The sequence below is a fragment of the Bradyrhizobium sp. CCGE-LA001 genome (assembly GCF_000296215.2).
Taxonomy (GTDB): domain Bacteria; phylum Pseudomonadota; class Alphaproteobacteria; order Rhizobiales; family Xanthobacteraceae; genus Bradyrhizobium.
This window is the reverse complement of sequence record NZ_CP013949.1, coordinates 1,530,343-1,548,540: the sequence shown is the minus strand read 5'-3', so window position 1 is coordinate 1,548,540 and position 18,198 is coordinate 1,530,343. Positions and strand designations below refer to the sequence as shown.

Sequence of the window (18,198 nt, the reverse complement as noted above, 5' to 3'; positions counted from 1 at the left end):
CGATACCCCTCATCCGGCGCTTCGCGCCACCTTCTCCCACAAGGGGAGAAGGAAAGAGGAGCGCGTCGCGCTGGCTGTGCGCTCCCGTTTCTCGAATTCCCCCGCCAGCACCTTCCACTGAAACAGCGGCGAATCCTTCGGCGGTGACAGCTCCGGGGTCCAGCCGGTGAGCTTTTCCAGCACATAGGTGTCCATCACGCGGCCGCGCCAGCTGCGTTCGACTCTGCCGAGCTGCTCGCGTTTGGCCGGGATGTTCTCCCACAGCGACGAACGGTTGTCCGGCTCGCGGCCGACATAGATGCCGGCGCGGCCCCTGATCCTGTCCATGCCGGGATCGCGGAAATCCTGGAAGCGGCCGCGTTCGTTGATCTCGACCACCGGCACCCGCCCCCTGAACAGCCAGCGCATCATGGCGTAGGTGCGGTAGTCCGTGGTCGCGATCCAGGTCGCGCCGGTCTCGTCGAGCGCGGCCTGCGCACGCGCGGCGACCTGCCCGTAGCCGGCTTCGGCGCCGATCGGATCGATCTTGCCGAGAAGATTCCAGGGCGCGGCGACGTAATAGAGGAACACGATGACGACGAAGGCGATGCCCGAGACCACCGCCGTATTGGCCCAGAACAGCGACGATCTGATCATCCGGGCCGGCCATCCCTCCTTCATCATCGCTACGAGGTTGATGGCGGCGGCGGCAAATCCGACCGGCCACATGAACATCGGCCAGGTGTCGCCGACACGGAGCGTCAGCGACTTGAAGAAGAAGTAGAGAAACGGCACCAGCACCGCGGTCGAGAGCAGGATCGCGACCGGCTCGCGCGTGCGATAGCCGCGCCACGCCATCAGCACCAGCCCGGTCAACACCACCGGCAGCATGACGAAGCCGACCAGGCCGAATTGCAGGCCGATGTAGTCGCCTATCGTGCGCAGCGAGACGCCGTAATTGGCGGTGGCGCGTACGCCCTGGAAGCGGAACGAGGCCCAGTCATGCTGCGCGTTCCAGATCAGTACCGGCGAGAACACCGCGATCGCGACCAGTACGGCGAGATAGGGGTAAGGACTGCGCAGCCAGCGCCAGCGCCAATCCGGCACCAGCAGAAAGGCGGCAATCGCTGGCGCGAACATGATCGCGGTGAATTTCGACAGCATCGAAAGGCCCGCGAACAGCCCGGCCGCCAGCCACCAGCGGCCGTCGCCGCCCTGCGCCAGCCGCACCAGCGACCACATCATCGCCACCGCAAACGGGATCATCGCGACATCGGGCGCGACCTTGGCCATCAGCAGGCCGTAATAGAGCGCGGCCTCCGGCATCAGCACCGCAAGCATCACGGCGCGCGCATCATGCGTCAGGCGACGAACGATGTCCGCGAGCAGAAGCTGCGTCACCAGCATCGCGACGATGCCGCCGAAGCGGACGCCGAGCGCAGTGTCACCGAAGATCGCAGTGCCGAAGCGGATCAGCCAGGCGATGCCCGGCGGATGATCGAGGAAGCTGAGCGCCGTTTCCTTCGACCAGGTCCAGTAATAGGCCTCGTCGGTGCGCAGCTCGATCGCGGAGGCATAGACGATGCGCAGCACGGTCATCGCGGCGATGACGAGCAAGGCGATAACGATGACACGGCGTTCGGCGCCGTCTCGCCTCGTGGAGATGTCGGGAGCGATCGTCACGGCCGCGCTTTTCCCCGACTTGGGAGGGGGAGTCAATGTGGGGAGTCCCCCCAACAGGTGTCGTCCTGGGCAAGCGAAGCGCGACCCGGGACCAATAACCACGGGGTGAGGCATCTTCCCAGGCATGTGACCTCACAACCTGTCCACATCTGGAATTAAACGCTACGCTGGCTGTTGTCTTTCATGAACTGATACAATCGAATCATGGCCACCGCTCCCATACAGATGTCCGCCGTCCGTGCCACCAGCGTGCGGCAGGTGCGGCTCGTCTGCGGAATCATCCTGTTTGCCTACGTGGTCAGCCACTTCCTCAATCATGCGCTCGGCAACATCTCGGTCGAGGCCATGGAGGCCGGCGTCTATTACCACACACTCTTTTGGCAGTTCCTTCCCGTCTCGATCATCTTCTACACGGCCGCGCTCACCCATTTGGGACTCGGCGTCTACGCGCTGTACCAGCGCCGCCAGTTCCGCTGGCGGACCATCGAACCGCTCCAGCTAGTGCTGGGCCTGAGCATCCCCGCGCTAGTCATGGGACATGTGATCGGGGTGCGGCTCGGCTACACGCTGTACGATCATCAGAAGCTCTATCCGCAGGAGCTCTATCTGTTCTTCGTCGCGGCGCCGGGCCGGCTGTGGCAGATGACGATCCTGCTTCTCATCGCCTGGGTGCACGGCTGCATCGGGATTTACTTCTGGCTCCGCCTCAAGCCATTCTTCCCCCGCGCTGCGCCCTATCTGCTCGCGGCCGCCGTGCTGATCCCGACGTTGTCCCTGCTCGGCATCTATCAGGGCGGCCGCAGCGTCGAGATCGAGAGCGACGACCGGGACTGGCGTTCGCAAAACCTCACCCGCCGTCAGGTTGGCACAGTCGCAGAAAACAATACGCTCGACCGCGTCGCGGGCGGTCTCACCGTGGGCTATTTCGGATTGCTCGCCCTGGTGCTGGCGGCGCGCGGCGTACGGGCCTGGCGCGAACGGCGCGGCGGCATGATCGCGCTGTCCTACGGCAACGGCAAGACGGTGCGGGTCCCCAAGGGCCTGTCCGTGCTGGAAGCAAGCCTGCGCCACAACGTGCCCCATGCCAGCGTCTGTGGCGGCCGCGCCCGCTGCTCGACCTGCCGTATCCGCGTCATCGGAGATCATGACGTACTGCCGACACCGTCGCAGCGCGAGGCCTTCGTGCTCACGCGCGTCGGCACCGCCGATCCGTCGATCCGCCTAGCCTGCCAGCTGCGGCCGACCTCCGACCTCTCCTTCTTCCAGCTCTTCACACCCCACACGCATGCGACGGACGGAGCCTCGACCTCGGCCAGTATCGGCCAGGAGCGTTATCTCGTCAGCCTGTTCGTGGACATGCGCGGCTCGACCCAGCTGGCGGAAAAGCGGCTGCCGTTCGACACCGTCTTCATCGTCAACCGCTTCCTCGGCGCGGTGTCGCAAGCGGTGATCGAGAACGGCGGCCAGCCCAACCAGTTCGTCGGCGACGGCATGCTGGCGCTGTTCGGGCTCACGGCCGATCCGCAAACCGCCTGCCGGCAGGCGCTGAAGGCGGCCGCCGGCATTGCCACGCATATCGACCAGCTCAACGAGCTCCTGAGCCACGATCTGCGCCAGCCGATCCGCTTCGGCATCGGCATTCACGGCGGCGAGGTCATCATCGGCGACATCGGCTATCGCGATCACGTCGTCTTCACCGCGCTCGGCGATGCCGTCAACGTCGCCGCCCGTCTCCAGGACATGACCAAGACGCTGGCCTGCGAGGCCGTCGTCTCGGACGAAGTCCGGCGCAGCGCCGGCCTTGCCGACGACGCCCTGCCGCAGCAGGAGGTCGCGATCCGCGGCCGCGACGAGCCGCTTGCCGTGCGCGCGGTGGCGGATGCGAGGGAGCTGGCGGCATTGGTCGATCGAAGTGGCAGTGGTGCAGAGCCCGCGACGAGGTCGAATCTAAGGGACCAAATCACCACCGCGTAACACCGGCCTGCTGCAACGCAGCGGCATGGGCTCGCTGCGAAAGCACGAATTGACTTCATCCAGATCGTTGCGACAGATGAGCGCAGGATCGTGGTGATGACCGCCGGTCCAACGAAAAGCTCCGGGAGGAGAAAAGAATGTTCGATCGACGCGACCTGCTCAGAGGAGCGGGCCTTGCCGCCATGGCGGCCGCACTGAGCTCCACCAAAGCGCTGGCGCTCGACAACCTCACACTGCCCTTTGCCAATGGCGAGCGGCCGCTGGTGAAATATCCGCAGAAGCGGCCGATGATCGGCCTGACCAGCCGCCCGCCGCAGCTCGAAACGCCGTTTGCGGTGTTCAACGATGGCCCGATCACGCCGAACAATGCGTTCTTCGTGCGCTATCACCTCTCGGACCTGCCCTACAATCTCGATCCCGACACGTTCACGCTCGAGGTCAAGGGCAAGGTCGACAAGCCGCTGAAATTGTCGCTGAAGGACATCAGGAAGATGAAGGCGACCGAGATCGTCGCCGTCAATCAGTGCTCCGGCAACAGCCGCGGCTTCTTCGAGCCGCGCGTCGCTGGCGGGCAGCTCGCCAACGGCGCCATGGGCTGTGCGCGCTGGCGCGGCGTACCGCTGAAGGCGGTGCTGGAGATGGCCGGCGTGCAGGCCGGCGCCAAGCAGGTCACCTTCAACGGCATGGACGGCCCCGTCAGCGACAAGACACCCGACTTCGTCAAGGCGCTCGATCTCGATCATGCCGCCGACGGCGAGGTGATGCTGGCCTATGGCATGAACGGCGAGGATCTGCCGTTCCTCAACGGCTTCCCGTTGCGGCTGATCGTGCCTGGCTATTACGGCACCTACTGGGTCAAGCACCTCAACGAGATCACGGTCATCGACAACGTCTATGACGGCTTCTGGATGAAATCGGCCTACCGTATTCCCGACACGCCCAACAACGCGGTCGAGCCCGGCACCGCGCCGAAGGCGACGATTCCGATCAACCGCTTTACGATCCGCTCCTTCATCACCAATGTCCCCGGCGGCGCCAAGCTCAAGGCCGGCCGCACCACCCTGCGCGGCATCGCCTTCGACGGCGGCAAGGGCATCAAGGAGGTCGAGGTCTCCGCCGACGGCGGCAAGACCTGGGCCAGCGCCAAGCTCGGCAAGGATCTCGGCAAATATGCGTTCCGCGAATGGAAGCTGCCGGTGAAGCTCGCGGCCGGCAGCGTTGAGCTCAAGGTCCGCGCCACCGGCAATGGCGGCGAGACCCAGCCCGACACGCCGCGCTGGAACCCGGCGGGTTATCTACGCAATGTCGTCGAAGCGGTCCGCGTGACGGTGGCCTAAAGGAGAATGATCATGCAGCGCACCGTTCTCCTCACCGTGCCCCTCGCCCTTGCTGCCGCGGTAGAGGCGGCGCTTGCGGCGCCGATCAATTACAAGACCCCCGACGAGGTGGCCGCCTTCAAGCCCGGGCCCAATCTCGAGATCGTGCAGGGCAATTGCAGCGCCTGCCATTCGTCCGACTACATCGCCACACAGCCAGCGATGAAGGACAAGGAGGCCTTCTGGCAGGCCGAGGTGACCAAGATGATCAAGGTCTATGGCGCACCGATCGACGATGCTGATGTCGGCAAGATCGTCGACTACCTGGCCGCGACTTATTGACGGAGGGTACGACACCCGCAGTCAATTGACCGCGAAACGGGCAAAACCGGCAAAAACGCTGCGAAGTTGAGCGGAATTCGGCGAAAGGCCGATGTGGTTTGAGCTACCAAGCCTGCCACATTCCGCGTATCCTGTTAGGACCGAACCGGCCGGTTGGCGGGGACTGGCGGTTCGAGATCTCGGAGGAAGACCCGCGGAGAAGTCGTGATGGCTAAAGGTACGGTCAAGTGGTTCAACCCGACGAAGGGTTATGGATTTATCCAGCCTGCGTCGGGTGGCAAGGATGTGTTCGTGCATATCTCGGCAGTGCAGAAAGCCGGTTTGTCCACGCTGAACGAGGGACAGACGGTGGAATACGAAGAGATCGCAAACCGGGGCAAAACCTCCGCAGAGAACCTCAAAGTATAAGCCCGCCAGCCTTTAGCTGCCTCCCGGATCGATCCGGGAGCCGGGCCAAAAAATTTTAGAAGACGGCCAGTGCATTCGACGACAGGCGTTGCGTTTGCACAAGGATAGCTATTTTTTCCTCGAAGGACCGCTCTTCAACGCCACAGCAATGACAATCGCGACGGCACTTCGTCAACCCACCGGCAACGGTGCGTCGCGCTTGATCTCCTCCATCACCGCATAGGTTCGCGTCTCGCGCACGCCCGGCATCGACAGCAGGGTCTCGCCGAGGAATCGTCGATAGGCGGTCATGTCGGCCAGCCGCGCCTTCACAAGATAGTCGAAGCTGCCGGCAACCATGTGACACTCCAGCACCTCGGGCGCGAGTTTCACGGCGCGCGCAAAACGCTCGAAATTGTCGGGCGTGGTCTTGTCCAGCAGCACCTCGACGAACACCAAGAGGCCGAGGCCAAGTCGGTGCGGATTGAGCCGCGCACCGTAGCCTTCGACGAAGCCCTCGCGTTGCAGGCGTTTCAGCCGCTCGCCGATCGACGTCGGCGAGAGCCCGATGCGCTCGGCGAGCTCGACATTGGCGATGCGGCCATCCTCCTGCAAAATCGCGAGGATTTTCCGGTCGATTCGGTCCAGTTCCATATCTTGTAAGGCTGGATGGGTAACGATCTTCATTTCCTAAGGCAAATCGACTAAATTGTCTATCGAACTGCGGTACCGTGCGCTTTATCCTGGATTTCAGCCACAGGACACGCCATGCCGAACATTCCACCGCCCTTCTCCGCCCCCTACGCACCCGATGATAGCGAGATCGCCGCACGGCTGTTGCTGGCCGCGCCGCTCAGCCCGCCGCAGGAGGTGCGGATCGACCGCACCGCGACGCGGCTGATCGAGGCCATCCGTAAGCGCGACGACCGGCTCGGCGGCGTCGAGGACATGCTGCGGGAGTTCGCGCTCTCCACCAAGGAAGGGCTGGCCTTGATGGTGCTGGCGGAGGCGCTGCTGCGCGTGCCCGATGCGCGCACCGCCGACCAGTTCATCGAGGACAAGCTCGGCGAAGGCGACTTCATCCATCACGAGACCAAGTCCACGGCGTTCCTGGTCAACGCCTCGGCCTGGGCGCTCGGCCTCTCGGCGCGGGTGATCCAGCCGGGCGAGACGCCGGACGGCACCATCGGCCGTCTGGTGAAGCGGCTCGGGGCGCCTGCCGTGCGCACCGCCACGCGCCAGGCGATGCGACTGATGGGCAATCATTTCGTGCTCGGCGAGACCATCGAGCAGGCGCTGGAGCGGGGGAAGCCGCGGTCCGGCCAGAAGCCGCGCTATTCCTTCGACATGCTCGGCGAAGGCGCCCGCACGAGCGCCGACGCCAAGCGTTATTTCGACGCCTATGCCAGCGCGATCGAGACCATCGGCAAGGCGGCCGGCAGCCATCCCCTCCCGGACCGGCCGGGCATCTCCGTAAAACTCTCGGCGCTGCATCCGCGCTTCGAGGCGATCAGCCGCGACCGCGTGATGGCCGAGTTGGTGCCGCTGCTGCTGGACCTCGCGCAGCGCGCGAGGGCTCATGACCTCAACTTCACTGTCGATGCTGAGGAAGCGGACCGGCTGGAGCTGTCGCTCGACGTGATCGCGGCAACGCTGGCCGATCCTTCGCTTGCCGGCTGGAACGGATTCGGCCTGGCCATCCAGGCCTATCAGAAGCGCGCCAGCGCGGTGATCGACTATGTCGATGCGCTCGCCCGCGCGCACGACCGCAAACTGATGGTACGGCTGGTCAAGGGCGCCTATTGGGACACCGAGATCAAGCGCGCGCAGGAGCGCGGGCTCGACGGCTATCCCGTATTCACGCGCAAGGCGATGACCGATCTGAACTTCGTCGCCTGCGCGACGCAGCTGCTGGCGTTGCGGCCGCGCATCTTCCCACAATTCGCCACCCACAACGCGCTGACGGTCGCGACCGTGCTGGAGCTTGCAGGAGGGAGCGGCGGCTTCGAATTCCAGCGCCTGCACGGTATGGGCGAAGCGCTGTACGAGCAGCTTGCCAAGGACCACCCGGATATCGCCTATCGCACCTATGCGCCGGTCGGCAGCCATCGCGACCTGCTCGCCTATCTGGTGCGGCGGCTGCTGGAGAACGGCGCCAATTCATCCTTCGTGGCGCAGGCGGCCGACTACCGCGTGCCGGTGCCCGCGCTGTTGCAGCGTCCCGCCGATGCGATCGCGAAGCCGCAACAGGCCGCGCATTCCAAAATTCCGCTGCCCGGCGATCTCTTTGCGCCGGAGCGGCGCAATTCGCGCGGCGTGGAGTTCGGTGAGCGTGCCGCACTTGGCCAGTTGCTCGCTGACGTCAGGGCCGAGGCGGCTGATCTCGGCCCCATTACCGACGCAAGGCCGGACCAGGCCAACGCGGCGGTGATTGCCGCGCGCGCCGGATTTGCCGGCTGGAGCCGGACGCCGGCGGCCACGCGCGCGGCGGCACTGGAGCAGGCCGCGCATCTCCTGGAGAGCCGCAGCGCGCATTTCATCGCGCTCTTGCAAGCTGAGGGCGGTAAGACGCTCGACGATGCGCTGTCGGAATTGCGCGAGGCCGCCGATTTCTGCCGCTACTATGCCGCGCACGGCCGCAAGCTGTTCGGAAGCGATGCCACCATGCCTGGCCCAACCGGCGAAAGCAACGCGCTCGCCCTGCGCGGGCGCGGCGTGTTCGTCGCGATCTCGCCGTGGAATTTTCCGCTGGCGATCTTCCTCGGTCAGGTGACTGCAGCGCTGATGGCCGGCAACAGCGTGGTGGCAAAACCCGCCGAGCAGACGCCGCGCATCGCGCGCGAGGCCGTGGCCCTGCTGCATGAGGCGGGCATCCCCAGGAGCGCGCTGCATCTCGTCACCGGCGCCGGCCGCATCGGGGCCGTGCTGACCGCGCATGCGGATGTCGCGGGGGTCGTCTTCACGGGTTCGACCGAAGTGGCGCGCCAGATCAACCGAACGCTCGCTGCCAAGGACGGGCCGATTGTGCCGCTGATCGCGGAGACCGGCGGCATCAATGCCATGATCGCGGATGCCACGGCGCTGCCCGAGCAGGTCGCCGACGATGTCGTGACCTCGGCGTTTCGCTCCGCCGGCCAGCGCTGCTCGGCGCTGCGGCTCCTGTTCGTGCAGGAGGATGTCGCGGACCGCATGATCGAGATGATCGCAGGCGCGGCGCGCGAGCTCAGGATCGGCGATCCCGCAGACGTCGCGACCCATGTCGGGCCGGTGATCGACGCCGACGCCAAGCAGCGCCTCGACGCCCATATCGCGCGGATGAAGAGCGAGGCGCGACTGCACTTTGCAGGCCACGCGCCGCAAGGCTGCTTCGTCGCGCCGCACATTTTCGAGCTCAAGGACGCCGGCCAGCTCACCGAGGAAGTGTTCGGCCCGATCCTGCATGTCGTGCGCTACCGCGCCGAGACCCTCGAGCGCGTGTTGCAGGCGATCGAGCGCACCGGCTACGGCCTCACGCTTGGCGTTCATTCACGCATCGACGACACCATCGAGGCCATCATCGACCGCGTTCAGGTCGGCAACATCTACGTCAACCGCAACATGATCGGCGCCGTCGTCGGTGTGCAGCCCTTCGGCGGCAACGGCCTGTCCGGAACCGGCCCCAAGGCCGGCGGGCCGCACTACCTTGCGCGTTTTGCCACCGAGCAGACCGTGACCATCAACACGGCGGCTGCCGGCGGCAATGCGGCATTGCTTGCGGGGGAGGAGTGAGGCCCTGCGCCGGGCGCCGTTGCATCCCGCGGAAACATCGGTCTAATGCTCCCGCGATGGTCCCGCGCCAATTCCAGCGCGCGGGAAACGAAAAGAGCGAGGGAGCAACGCCGCGATGGAAAAAGGCATATTCTCGGGCCTGAAGGTTCTGGACTGCGCGAGCTTCATCGCGGCGCCCGCGGCCGCGACCGTGCTGTCGGATTTCGGCGCCGACGTCATCAAGATCGAGCCGCCCGGCGCCGGCGATCCCTACCGCAATCTGCCGAACCTGCCGGGCTATCCCACCGGCGAGCACAATTTCGCCTGGCTGCTCGAGGCCCGCAACAAGAAGAGCATCGCGCTCGACCTCTCCAAGCCGGAAGCTCAGGCCGTGCTCTACAAGCTCGTGGCGGAAGCCGACGTCTTCATCACCAACATGCCGCCGCCGGTGCGCGCCAAGCTCGGCATCACCTATGACCACCTCGCCCATCTCAACGACCGGCTGATCTACGCCTCCTTCACCGGCTATGGCGAGAAGGGCGAGGAAGCCAACAAGCCCGGCTTCGACAGCAACGCCTATTGGGCGCGCTCCGGCCTGATGGACCTCGTCCGCGCCGACATCGACACCACCCCGGCCCGCTCGGTCGCGGGGATGGGCGACCATCCCTGCGCCATGGCGTTCTACGGCGCCATCGTCACCGCGCTGTATCAGCGCGAGAAGACCGGCAAGGGCTCGCATGTCGCCTCCAATTTGATGGCGAACGGCGTGTGGGCCGCGAGCGTGCTGGCGCAGGCAAAGCTCTGCGGCGCCAAGTTCGGCGAGCGGCGCCCGCGCGAGCGCGCGCTGAACGCGGTCGCCAACCACTACCAGTGCAAGGACGGCCGCTGGCTGATCCTGTCGCTGCTCAACGAGGAGAAGCAGTTTCCGACGCTGGCGCGCTGCCTCGGCCGCGAGGACCTGATCGACGATCCTCGCTTCGCCACCAAGGCCGACAGGCATGCCCGCTCCGTCGAGCTGATCAAGATCCTGGACGAGACCTTCGCCACCAGGGATCTCGCCGATTGGCGCAAGATCCTGGACGGCAACGGCCTCGTGTTCGGCGTCGTCGGCATTCTCGACGACATCCCCAACGACAAGCAGATGCTCGACAACGAGGTGCTGGTGCCGTTCGAGAACGACACCATGCTGACCATCAACAGCCCGATCTGGATCGACGGCGCCAAGAAGGTTCAGCCGCGCAAGCCGCCCGGCGTGGGCGAGCACAGTGACGAGATCTTGCGCGGCGCGGGATATGACGAGGCGGCGATCAAGCAGCTGCGGGCGAAGGGGGCGGTGGGGTAAGGGCGCGGCGCGCCGCATACGCCGCTGAGGATATGGTTCACGCCTTGCTGTACCCAGTCACCCGCACTGCAGCAACGATCTCCTCTCCGTGAGCGAGAAGATCACCGCAGCGCCAGCCAGCCCAGCGTGAACAAAATTCCGCCGACGATGACCACCACCGCGACCGCCCAGGTACTGACACGAATGCTGCCGGTGATCTGCTTGGCTTCTTCATTCTGCGCGATCTCGCGATTGCGCTCCTTGTTAGCCTCGCCGGTATCCGTCATAGGTCATCCAAATCGCTTGTTGGCTAACGCGTCTTGATGAAGCACATGCCGATGCGGCTGGAGGTTGCCGCAGCCTGACAGGTGAGACCTTTAGCACAGCTCCATGACGTAAAACTCTTGTCCGCCGTTCCCGATCCCTGATACTGCAGGGAACAATGCGCGCCCCAGCCGTCCTGATATTCGGTGCCGGCGAGCTCGCGGCTGCCGCGCGTCTGCGGCCGGCTGGAAAATCCGCGTGAGAAATCAGGACGTTTGCCCGCGGCGAACGCGGTCAGAATGTCGCGGCGGCGCACCTGATCGCCGAAGAAATGCGGCGAGGCCGGCACGATGGAGGAATTCGGCGGACTGTCCGCAAGCCAATCGACGCCTGGAAAATGGAAGCCGCCGATGCCACGGGTCTGGTGACAGCCGGCGCAGGTGACGTCGTTGAGACGGCGCTGGAAGCCGGCGACCGAGCGGACGTTCTGCATGTCGATGCCGCGCGCCGCCGCCCGCTTCAGCGCGCCGACCACGTCGTTGTCGGTGAAGACGGGGTCGCCCCTGCCTTCCCCGTCTCCTTCGCCCTGCATCATGCCGAACTCCGGCTGCAGCGCCGACGCATCGACGCCGGCCGGCGTCGGCACCACTGCGGCCTTGGCCAGAAATTTTTCCGGTAGCAGCACCGTGCCGCGATCGAACTCGCGCAGATTATCGGGCGCGAGCAACCAGTCCCGGAAGTCGCGCCGCAGCGCGTCGTCGGCAAGGATCCGGTCGCGATCGATCTGGTTCTCCAGCGTCGATTCCTCGAAACGTTTGGTGGCAGGGTCGTATTTGAAGACCTTGAGCAGGTAGTCGGAGCGGAAATCGTGCAGCGCCGATTTCGGCGCGACCGAGACCTGGATGTTGGTCTCGATGCGATCGAGCATGGTGTCGTCGGGCGAAAGGCGACTGCCGATCAAGCCTTGCCAGTCGCCATTGTCGAGCCAGCGCCGCGCGATCTCGGCGCAACTGACCGGCTTGCCGTTCGCATCCGTCTGGCGCGCGTCGCGCGCCTTCATCACCAGGTTGAGCGTCATCGGCAGACGCGTTGCCGTCTTGCCGCCATCGGGCCTGCTGTCGAAACGTGCGAGACGGTAGATCAGCCGGATCTCGCCGCAGGTCTCATCCGACACATAGGCGCGGTCCATGCGGTTGACGATGCCGACCAGCACGAAGCGCGTGTCGCGCGATGTCAGATTGGCCCGATCGAACAATTGCGCGTCAAAGCCCTCGCCGACGCCGATGGTCTCGCCCGGATATGTCTCCCTATACCGGGAGACGTAGCGGTCGAGCTCCGCATCGATCGCCGGGAGAATTGGCGCAAGCTGCGGCAGCGACGCGAACATCAGGTCCGTCGTGAGCGGACCATCGGCATTCCGCTCCGGCGACAGCAAACGTGAGATGGTGAGCGCATCGCTCTGGTCGAGCCGGCGCAACAGATCGGGATCGGTGATCGCCGTGCCGCGCGAAAGCTGCGCGGTCTCCGCCGCCGAAAGCGAAACGATACCGCCCAGCAATGCGGCGACGGCAATGAGAATTCGCAGCGCGCGGCTCATGCCTGAGGTAACACCGTGCAGGCACGCCTATTCAAGTAAAAAGGCGCCTCACACGGTGGTGAAGCGCCTTTTCGAAAGTCGCATAGCTCAGCGCCCGACGATCAGGCCCTTGCTGGTGACGACGACCCAGCGGCCGTCCTGGCGGCGGATTGCATCGACGCGGCCAACGCCCGGAATGGGATCGCCGGGATAGACCTCGTAGAGGCCGTCGCGGCCCTCGATCAGCGCCGCGCCGTTGGAGGCGTTGCGCAGCCTCCAGCCGTCGATGGTCGGCAGGCGGCCGACTTCGGTCTTGGGCGCGGCGGGGGTTGGAGCCGGCGCAGCTGCGGCGGTCGCGACCTGGGCCGGTGCGATCGAGCCGGTGGTGGCGGGCGCGGCGGCTGCGGCCTGGGCAGGCGCGGCCGGCGGCGTGGCGCGGAGCTTGTCGACGGTCTCCGACAGCTTGGCGATCTTGGCCAGCGGCTCGGCCTGCGCCTTCTCGAGCTTATCGAGGCGGTCGTTGGTCCGGTTGACCTGGCTGACGCCGGTCTTCGAGCTGTGCTCGACATTGGCCTTCAGCGCGACGAGATCGGCATCGATCCGGGCGACCGAAGCATCGAGCGCGCTGGTGTCGGCGACCTGCACCGGCGCTTGCGCCGGGGCGGCGAAGCGCATCACGCCGGCAGTTGCAAGCGCGCCGCTGATGGCGCCGACGCAGGCTGCAATCACCACCATCGCGGCCATCGCCGACAGGCGGCGCTTGCCGCCGGTCTCGCGCGGCTCCTCCGCCTTCACATGGGGGGCAAAGTCCTCGCGGTCCCAAGAGCCGTCCCAAGCGCGGTCCGAGGGCGCCATCACGATCAGCTTGCCGGGCTTCGGCTCGGGTTTGGTTTCGGCCTTTGGTTCGTCCTTGGATTCGCCCTTGGCCTCGATCTTCGGCGGCTCGACCTTGACCGGGTCAGGCTTCGGCGGCGTCTCATGGTCGGGGGCAATCGAGGGGGCCTCGATCCCGGCGACAGCCTGCGGCGCGGTCGAGGCGGCGTCGACGGCGTCGTTATCCTGGGCAGCCTGCACGGGCATTGGTTCGCTCACGGCTCAAATACTCCAGTCTCGGTTGACTTTTTGGTAACTTTCATTGCTTGCGAAATCCTTACCTCCGGACCCGCTTACCGAAATTTTAGGAACTCGTCCGGGGCCGAATTGGGCCGGGAAAATGGAACCGGTGTGGCGCCGCGCAACAAATTGTCAGCGGGGAGCGGCAATGGGGCGCATTGCGCCGGGGGCGGTCTAATCACGTCGTCCCGGCGAAAATAGCGCTGTCACATCACGACCGGCGCGTCCGGCAGCTCGTTCGAATGCGGGCCTTGCGGTGGGAAATGCCGGGCCAGCTCGCGGGAGACGGCCTCGATGCCGGCGATCACGCCGCGCTCGAAATGGCCTGATCTGAACTCCGCCTCCATCGCGTGGCAGATGTTCTCCCAGCCCTGCGCACCGACCTTCAAGTCGATGCCGCGGTCGGCCACGATCTCCACGTCGCGGTCGGCCAGCAGGAGATAGATGAGGACGCCGTTGTTGTGCTCGGTGTCCCAGATGCGCAGATGCGAGAACACGTCGAGCGCGCGCTCACGTGCCGGCTGGTTGCGGAACAGCGGCGCGCCGTCGAGCGCGCCTTCGACCACGAAGCGGACCTGGCCGGAATGGGTGGCCTCGCCCCGCTTGATCGCCTGCTCGATGCGATCGAGCACGGCTTGCGGGAAAATCTGTTTCGCCCGCCAATGATGCTGCGCGAGATGTCGGGCAACGCGTTTGATGCTCATGCCTACCAGCTCCCTGAGGCGCCGCCGCCGCCGAAACTGCCGCCGCCGCCGCTGAAGCTGCCGCTGTCGCTCGATGAGCCGCTGCTCCAGCCGCCTCCCGAAGAGCCGCTCGACCAGCCGCCGCGCGACGACCCCGTGCTCGGTCCCATTGCCGCAAACAGATCGGCGATGAATCCGATGATGAAGCCGAGGAGACCGAGACCGACGGCAAACGCAAAAGAGCCGAGAATGAACCAGGCAAACACTGCGATGATGCCGCCGGTCGCCAATGATCCGAGCAGCCGCCCCAGCATGGCCCGGAAGAACCCGCCGACCCCGATCGATGCGAACAGCGTCACGATCAAGAGCGGCCCGAGATCGTCCAGGCTTCCGAAGTGGGCGGTCGGTGAAGGAATCGGCAGCGGCTCGCCATCGATCACGCGGATCATGCGATCGACACCGTCGGAGATACCGCCGCTGAAATCGCCGGTCCTGAATTTCGGCGTGATGATCTCGTCGATGATCCGCCGCGACGTGACGTCGGTGAGCGCACCTTCGAGGCCGTAGCCGACCTCGATGCGCAAATGCCGGTCGTTCTTGGCGACGATGAGGATCGCGCCGTCATCGACGTTCTTGCGCCCGATCTTCCAGGCCTCCGCGACTCGGATCGAGAACTGCTCGATGGTCTCCGGCTGTGTCGTCGGCACGATCAGGACGGCGATCTGGCTGCCCTTGCGGTTCTCGAAATCGCGCAGCTTCTGCGTGAGCGTCGCGATGTCGCTGCTGGACAGCGTGCCGGTTTGATCGACGATGCGGCCGGTGAGCTCGGGGACGGCGACGTCGGCGTGGGCGGGGAATGTGAAGGCGAGGAGAAGCGCGACGGCGACTAGCGCACGCCACAACTTCGCTGTCATCGCCCGGCTTGACCGGGCGATCCAGTATTCCAGAGACGCGAGCGGGCCACGGAGAGGCCGCGGCGTACTGGATTCCCCGCCTGCGCGGGGAATGACGGCGGTGGGTGGTGCGACGCGCATTCGCAAACGGCGTGCGCTTACTTCGACGGCGCTGGCGCCGGGTTGAAGTCCACCTTCGGCGCAGTCGAGATCGCCTTCTCGTTCTCGACCGAGAAGTTCGGCTTCTCCTTGTAGCCGAACATCATTGCGGTGAGGTTGCTCGGGAAGGAGCGGATGGTGACGTTGTAGTCCTGCACTGCCTTGATGTAGCGGTTGCGCGCCACGGTGATGCGGTTCTCGGTGCCTTCGAGCTGCGACATCAGATCCTTGAACAGGGCGTCCGATTTGAGCTGCGGATAATTCTCGGTAACGACCAGCAGTCGCGACAGCGCGCTGGAGAGTTCGCCCTGGGCGGCCTGGAATTTCTGGAACGCGGCGGGATCGTTCAGCACCTCGGGCGTTGCCTGGATGCTGCCGACCTTGGCCCGCGCATTGGTGACGCCGAGCAGCACGTCCTTCTCCTGCTGGGCGAAGCCCTTCACCGAATTGACGAGGTTGGGCACGAGATCGGCCCGGCGCTGATACTGGTTCACGACCTCGGACCAGTTCGCCTTGATCTGCTCGTCCTCGCTCTGGATCGCGTTGTAGCCGCAATTGGTCAGGCTCAGCGAGGCCAGGGCGGCCAGCACGGTCAGGATCTTGCGCATCAAATTTCTCCCGGTGGAATCCGGCGCAAACTATCAGATTGCGCGCGCGAGGAAAGCAGCCGGCTGACGCAAGCCTCTTGCCTATCGCAGGCCGACATAGTCAACTCCGGCAAAACAAAAGCGGAAACGCCAGGGGGAACGCGATGTCCTCGTTCGAGACCATCCTCGTGGAACGGCCGGAGCCGGCCATCGTCCGGGTCGTGATGAACCGGCCCGAGGCGCGCAACGCACAGAACCTGCAAATGACCTACGACCTCAACGCCGCCTTCGACGCGGCGGTGCAGGACGATACGGTCAAGGTCATCATCCTCGCCGGCACGGGCCCGCATTTTTCCTCCGGCCATGACCTGCGTCCGGGCGGCAAGAACGCCGCGGGAACGGATTTTCCGCCGATCGGAAATTGGGGTGGCTTTGCCGAGCCCAATGCCCACGGCCGCTTTGCGCGCGAGCAGGAAATCTATCTCCAGATCACGCGGCGCTGGCGCAACCTCGCCAAGCCGACCATTGCCGAGGTGCACGGCAAGTGCATCGCCGGCGGCCTGATGCTCGCCTGGGCCTGCGACCTCATCGTCGCCAGCGACGATGCACAGTTCTGCGACCCCGTCGTCACCATGGGCGTCTGCGGCGTCGAGTGGTTCGTGCATCCCTGGGAGCTCGGGCCGCGCAAGGCCAAGGAATTCCTGTTCACCGCCGACAGCTGGAGCGCGCAGGAGGCGCAGCAGCTCGGCATGGTCAACCAGGTGGTGCCGCGCGCCGAGCTGTCGTCGCGCGTGCTGGAGCTGGCACGCCGGATCGCGACGAAGCCGTCCTTTGCGCTGAAGCTGACCAAGGAGGCCGTCAACCGCTCGGTCGACGTCATGGGCCAGCCCGCCGCGATCGACCAGGCCTTTGCGCTGCATCAGCTCTGCCACGCGCATAATCTCCAGGAGTTCGGCATGATCGTCGATCCCTCGGGCCTGCATCCCTCCGTGCGCAAGCCGTCGACGGCCGCGGAGTAGCGATATGGACCTCAATCTCAGTGATGAGCAAAAGTTGCTGCGCGAGAGCGCGGAACGCTTCGTGGCCGGAAGCTACGACGCCGCTCACCGCCGCAAGATGGCGAACGATCCGCTCGGCTTCAGCCCCGCCGTCTGGAAGCAGTTCGCCGAACTCGGCTGGCTGGCGCTGCCGCTTCCCGAGGAATTCGGCGGGCTCGGCGGCGGCGCGGTCGATGTCGGCATTCTCATGGAAGCCTTCGGGCGCGGGCTGGTGTCGGAGCCCTATGTCGCAACCGTGGTGCTGGGCGCCGCGCTGATCGAGCGATGCGGCACGACCGAGCAAAAGCAGGCGAGCCTCCCCAAGGTGGCGGACGGATCGCTGAAGCTTGCGTTTGCGCATTCCGAGCGCGCGGCACGGTTCGATCTTGCCAAGGTCACAACCAGCGCCAACAAGACGGCGCAGGGCTGGCACCTCGCGGGGAGCAAGATCGCTGTGCTCGATGGGCATGCTGCCGATGAGATCATCGTCTCCGCATTGATGCATGACCATCACGGCCCTTCGGGGCGGATCGGCCTGTTCGTGGTGCCGGCCACGGAGTCCGGACTTGCGATCTCCGACTACGCCCGCCTCGGCGGCGGGCGCGCCTGCAACATCGAGCTGTGCGACGTGCATCTGCCCGCAGACGCCCTGCTCGGCGACGGCAGCGATACCCTGCCCGCGATCGACTGGGCCGTCGATCGTACCATGGCCGCGCTGGGCGCCGAGGCCGTCGGCATCATGCAGACGCTACTCGACACGACGCTGGAGTACACCAAGATCCGCAAGCAGTTCGGTCGGCCGCTCTCCGCCAACCAGGTGATCCGCCATCGCCTCGCCGACATGGCGATGCAGGTCGACGAATCCCGCTCGATGGCGCTGCGCGCCGCGCTCAAGGCCGACAGCCCGCCCGTCGAGCGCGCGCGGGCCGCCTCGGGCGCGAAGGCGAAGATCGGCAGATGCGCGCGCTTCGTCGGCGAGCAGTCGATCCAGCTCCATGGCGGCATGGGCGTCACTGAGGAGCTCGAGGTCGGCGCCTATTTCAAGCGGCTGGTCGCTTTCGACACGTTGTTCGGTGGCAGCGCGCATCATTACGCCCGCCATGCCGAGCTTGGCCGTCCCAACGTGCCCGCCTGACA

16 protein-coding genes are annotated in these 18,198 nt (G+C 65.5%); 8 read left to right on the top strand and 8 right to left on the bottom strand.

The window, feature by feature from the left end; all coding sequences use genetic code 11:
- Nucleotides 1-9 precede the first annotated feature (9 nt).
- Nucleotides 10-1,578 (bottom strand): glycosyltransferase family 39 protein, encoded by a 1,569-nt coding sequence (locus BCCGELA001_RS07430; RefSeq protein ID WP_236840885.1) that lies wholly within the window; start codon nt 1,576-1,578, stop codon nt 10-12.
- A gap of 288 nt (nt 1,579-1,866) precedes the next feature.
- On the opposite strand from BCCGELA001_RS07430, the gene BCCGELA001_RS07425 reads away from it, so the two are divergent.
- From BCCGELA001_RS07425 to BCCGELA001_RS07410, 4 genes are all read left to right on the top strand, one after another.
- Nucleotides 1,867-3,636 (top strand): adenylate/guanylate cyclase domain-containing protein, encoded by a 1,770-nt coding sequence (locus BCCGELA001_RS07425; RefSeq protein WP_060734957.1) that lies wholly within the window; start codon nt 1,867-1,869, stop codon nt 3,634-3,636.
- Between the two features lie 137 nt (nt 3,637-3,773).
- Nucleotides 3,774-4,973 (top strand): SorA family sulfite dehydrogenase catalytic subunit, encoded by a 1,200-nt coding sequence (sorA, locus tag BCCGELA001_RS07420; protein WP_008563503.1) that lies wholly within the window; start codon nt 3,774-3,776, stop codon nt 4,971-4,973.
- Nucleotides 4,974-4,985: 12 nt separating this feature from the next.
- Complete coding sequence (gene sorB / locus BCCGELA001_RS07415) at nt 4,986-5,294, top strand: SorB family sulfite dehydrogenase c-type cytochrome subunit (RefSeq protein WP_060734956.1); 309 nt, start codon at nt 4,986-4,988, stop codon at nt 5,292-5,294.
- Between the two features lie 207 nt (nt 5,295-5,501).
- Complete coding sequence (locus BCCGELA001_RS07410; RefSeq protein ID WP_008563500.1) at nt 5,502-5,702, top strand: cold-shock protein; 201 nt, start codon at nt 5,502-5,504, stop codon at nt 5,700-5,702.
- A gap of 171 nt (nt 5,703-5,873) precedes the next feature.
- On the opposite strand, the gene BCCGELA001_RS07405 is transcribed toward BCCGELA001_RS07410, so the two are convergent.
- Nucleotides 5,874-6,335 (bottom strand): Lrp/AsnC ligand binding domain-containing protein, encoded by a 462-nt coding sequence (locus BCCGELA001_RS07405; RefSeq protein WP_008563497.1) that lies wholly within the window; start codon nt 6,333-6,335, stop codon nt 5,874-5,876.
- A gap of 114 nt (nt 6,336-6,449) precedes the next feature.
- On the opposite strand from BCCGELA001_RS07405, the gene putA reads away from it, so the two are divergent.
- Together putA and BCCGELA001_RS07395 are read left to right on the top strand one after the other, a co-directional pair.
- Nucleotides 6,450-9,449, top strand: a complete 3,000-nt coding sequence (gene putA, locus BCCGELA001_RS07400) for a bifunctional proline dehydrogenase/L-glutamate gamma-semialdehyde dehydrogenase PutA (RefSeq protein ID WP_060734955.1) — start codon at nt 6,450-6,452, stop codon at nt 9,447-9,449.
- Between the two features lie 115 nt (nt 9,450-9,564).
- A complete protein-coding gene (locus BCCGELA001_RS07395) occupies nt 9,565-10,770 on the top strand; it encodes a CaiB/BaiF CoA transferase family protein (protein WP_060734954.1) in 1,206 nt (401 codons plus the stop codon).
- Nucleotides 10,771-10,871: 101 nt separating this feature from the next.
- On the opposite strand, the gene BCCGELA001_RS38275 is transcribed toward BCCGELA001_RS07395, so the two are convergent.
- The 6 genes from BCCGELA001_RS38275 to BCCGELA001_RS07370 all read right to left on the bottom strand — a co-directional run bounded on the left by BCCGELA001_RS38275 (nt 10,872) and on the right by BCCGELA001_RS07370 (nt 16,045).
- Entirely contained in the window at nt 10,872-11,036 is a 165-nt protein-coding gene (locus tag BCCGELA001_RS38275) for a hypothetical protein (RefSeq protein ID WP_008563473.1), read from the bottom strand.
- A 23-nt stretch (nt 11,037-11,059) separates the two neighbouring features.
- Nucleotides 11,060-12,610, bottom strand: a complete 1,551-nt coding sequence (locus BCCGELA001_RS07390) for a hypothetical protein (protein ID WP_008563470.1) — start codon at nt 12,608-12,610, stop codon at nt 11,060-11,062.
- Nucleotides 12,611-12,697: 87 nt separating this feature from the next.
- Entirely contained in the window at nt 12,698-13,669 is a 972-nt protein-coding gene (locus BCCGELA001_RS07385) for a hypothetical protein (RefSeq protein WP_060734953.1), read from the bottom strand.
- A gap of 239 nt (nt 13,670-13,908) precedes the next feature.
- Nucleotides 13,909-14,406, bottom strand: a complete 498-nt coding sequence (locus tag BCCGELA001_RS07380) for a TPM domain-containing protein (protein WP_060734952.1) — start codon at nt 14,404-14,406, stop codon at nt 13,909-13,911.
- Between the two features lie 2 nt (nt 14,407-14,408).
- Nucleotides 14,409-15,299: a TPM domain-containing protein gene (locus tag BCCGELA001_RS07375; RefSeq protein ID WP_060734951.1), complete on the bottom strand. Its 891-nt coding sequence runs from the start codon at nt 15,297-15,299 to the stop codon at nt 14,409-14,411.
- Between the two features lie 137 nt (nt 15,300-15,436).
- A complete protein-coding gene (locus BCCGELA001_RS07370; protein ID WP_008563456.1) occupies nt 15,437-16,045 on the bottom strand; it encodes a LemA family protein in 609 nt (202 codons plus the stop codon).
- Nucleotides 16,046-16,188: 143 nt separating this feature from the next.
- Here BCCGELA001_RS07370 and BCCGELA001_RS07365 point away from each other — a divergent pair, with 143 nt between their 5' ends.
- A complete protein-coding gene (locus BCCGELA001_RS07365; protein ID WP_008563454.1) occupies nt 16,189-17,043 on the top strand; it encodes an enoyl-CoA hydratase in 855 nt (284 codons plus the stop codon).
- Nucleotides 17,044-17,047: 4 nt separating this feature from the next.
- Nucleotides 17,048-18,196: an acyl-CoA dehydrogenase family protein gene (locus BCCGELA001_RS07360; RefSeq protein WP_060734950.1), complete on the top strand. Its 1,149-nt coding sequence runs from the start codon at nt 17,048-17,050 to the stop codon at nt 18,194-18,196.
- Nucleotides 18,197-18,198 lie beyond the last annotated feature (2 nt).

Coding starts and splice junctions, on each gene's coding strand:
- BCCGELA001_RS07430 (WP_236840885.1), bottom strand. CDS start 1,578: ATGACCGTGCTGCGCATCGTCTATGCCTCCGCGATCGAGCTGCGCACC.
- BCCGELA001_RS07425 (WP_060734957.1), top strand. CDS start 1,867: ATGGCCACCGCTCCCATACAGATGTCCGCCGTCCGTGCCACCAGCGTG.
- sorA (WP_008563503.1), top strand. CDS start 3,774: ATGTTCGATCGACGCGACCTGCTCAGAGGAGCGGGCCTTGCCGCCATG.
- sorB (WP_060734956.1), top strand. CDS start 4,986: ATGCAGCGCACCGTTCTCCTCACCGTGCCCCTCGCCCTTGCTGCCGCG.
- BCCGELA001_RS07410 (WP_008563500.1), top strand. CDS start 5,502: ATGGCTAAAGGTACGGTCAAGTGGTTCAACCCGACGAAGGGTTATGGA.
- BCCGELA001_RS07405 (WP_008563497.1), bottom strand. CDS start 6,335: ATGGAACTGGACCGAATCGACCGGAAAATCCTCGCGATTTTGCAGGAG.
- putA (WP_060734955.1), top strand. CDS start 6,450: ATGCCGAACATTCCACCGCCCTTCTCCGCCCCCTACGCACCCGATGAT.
- BCCGELA001_RS07395 (WP_060734954.1), top strand. CDS start 9,565: ATGGAAAAAGGCATATTCTCGGGCCTGAAGGTTCTGGACTGCGCGAGC.
- BCCGELA001_RS38275 (WP_008563473.1), bottom strand. CDS start 11,036: ATGACGGATACCGGCGAGGCTAACAAGGAGCGCAATCGCGAGATCGCG.
- BCCGELA001_RS07390 (WP_008563470.1), bottom strand. CDS start 12,610: ATGAGCCGCGCGCTGCGAATTCTCATTGCCGTCGCCGCATTGCTGGGC.
- BCCGELA001_RS07385 (WP_060734953.1), bottom strand. CDS start 13,669: ATGCCCGTGCAGGCTGCCCAGGATAACGACGCCGTCGACGCCGCCTCG.
- BCCGELA001_RS07380 (WP_060734952.1), bottom strand. CDS start 14,406: ATGAGCATCAAACGCGTTGCCCGACATCTCGCGCAGCATCATTGGCGG.
- BCCGELA001_RS07375 (WP_060734951.1), bottom strand. CDS start 15,299: ATGACAGCGAAGTTGTGGCGTGCGCTAGTCGCCGTCGCGCTTCTCCTC.
- BCCGELA001_RS07370 (WP_008563456.1), bottom strand. CDS start 16,045: ATGCGCAAGATCCTGACCGTGCTGGCCGCCCTGGCCTCGCTGAGCCTG.
- BCCGELA001_RS07365 (WP_008563454.1), top strand. CDS start 16,189: ATGTCCTCGTTCGAGACCATCCTCGTGGAACGGCCGGAGCCGGCCATC.
- BCCGELA001_RS07360 (WP_060734950.1), top strand. CDS start 17,048: ATGGACCTCAATCTCAGTGATGAGCAAAAGTTGCTGCGCGAGAGCGCG.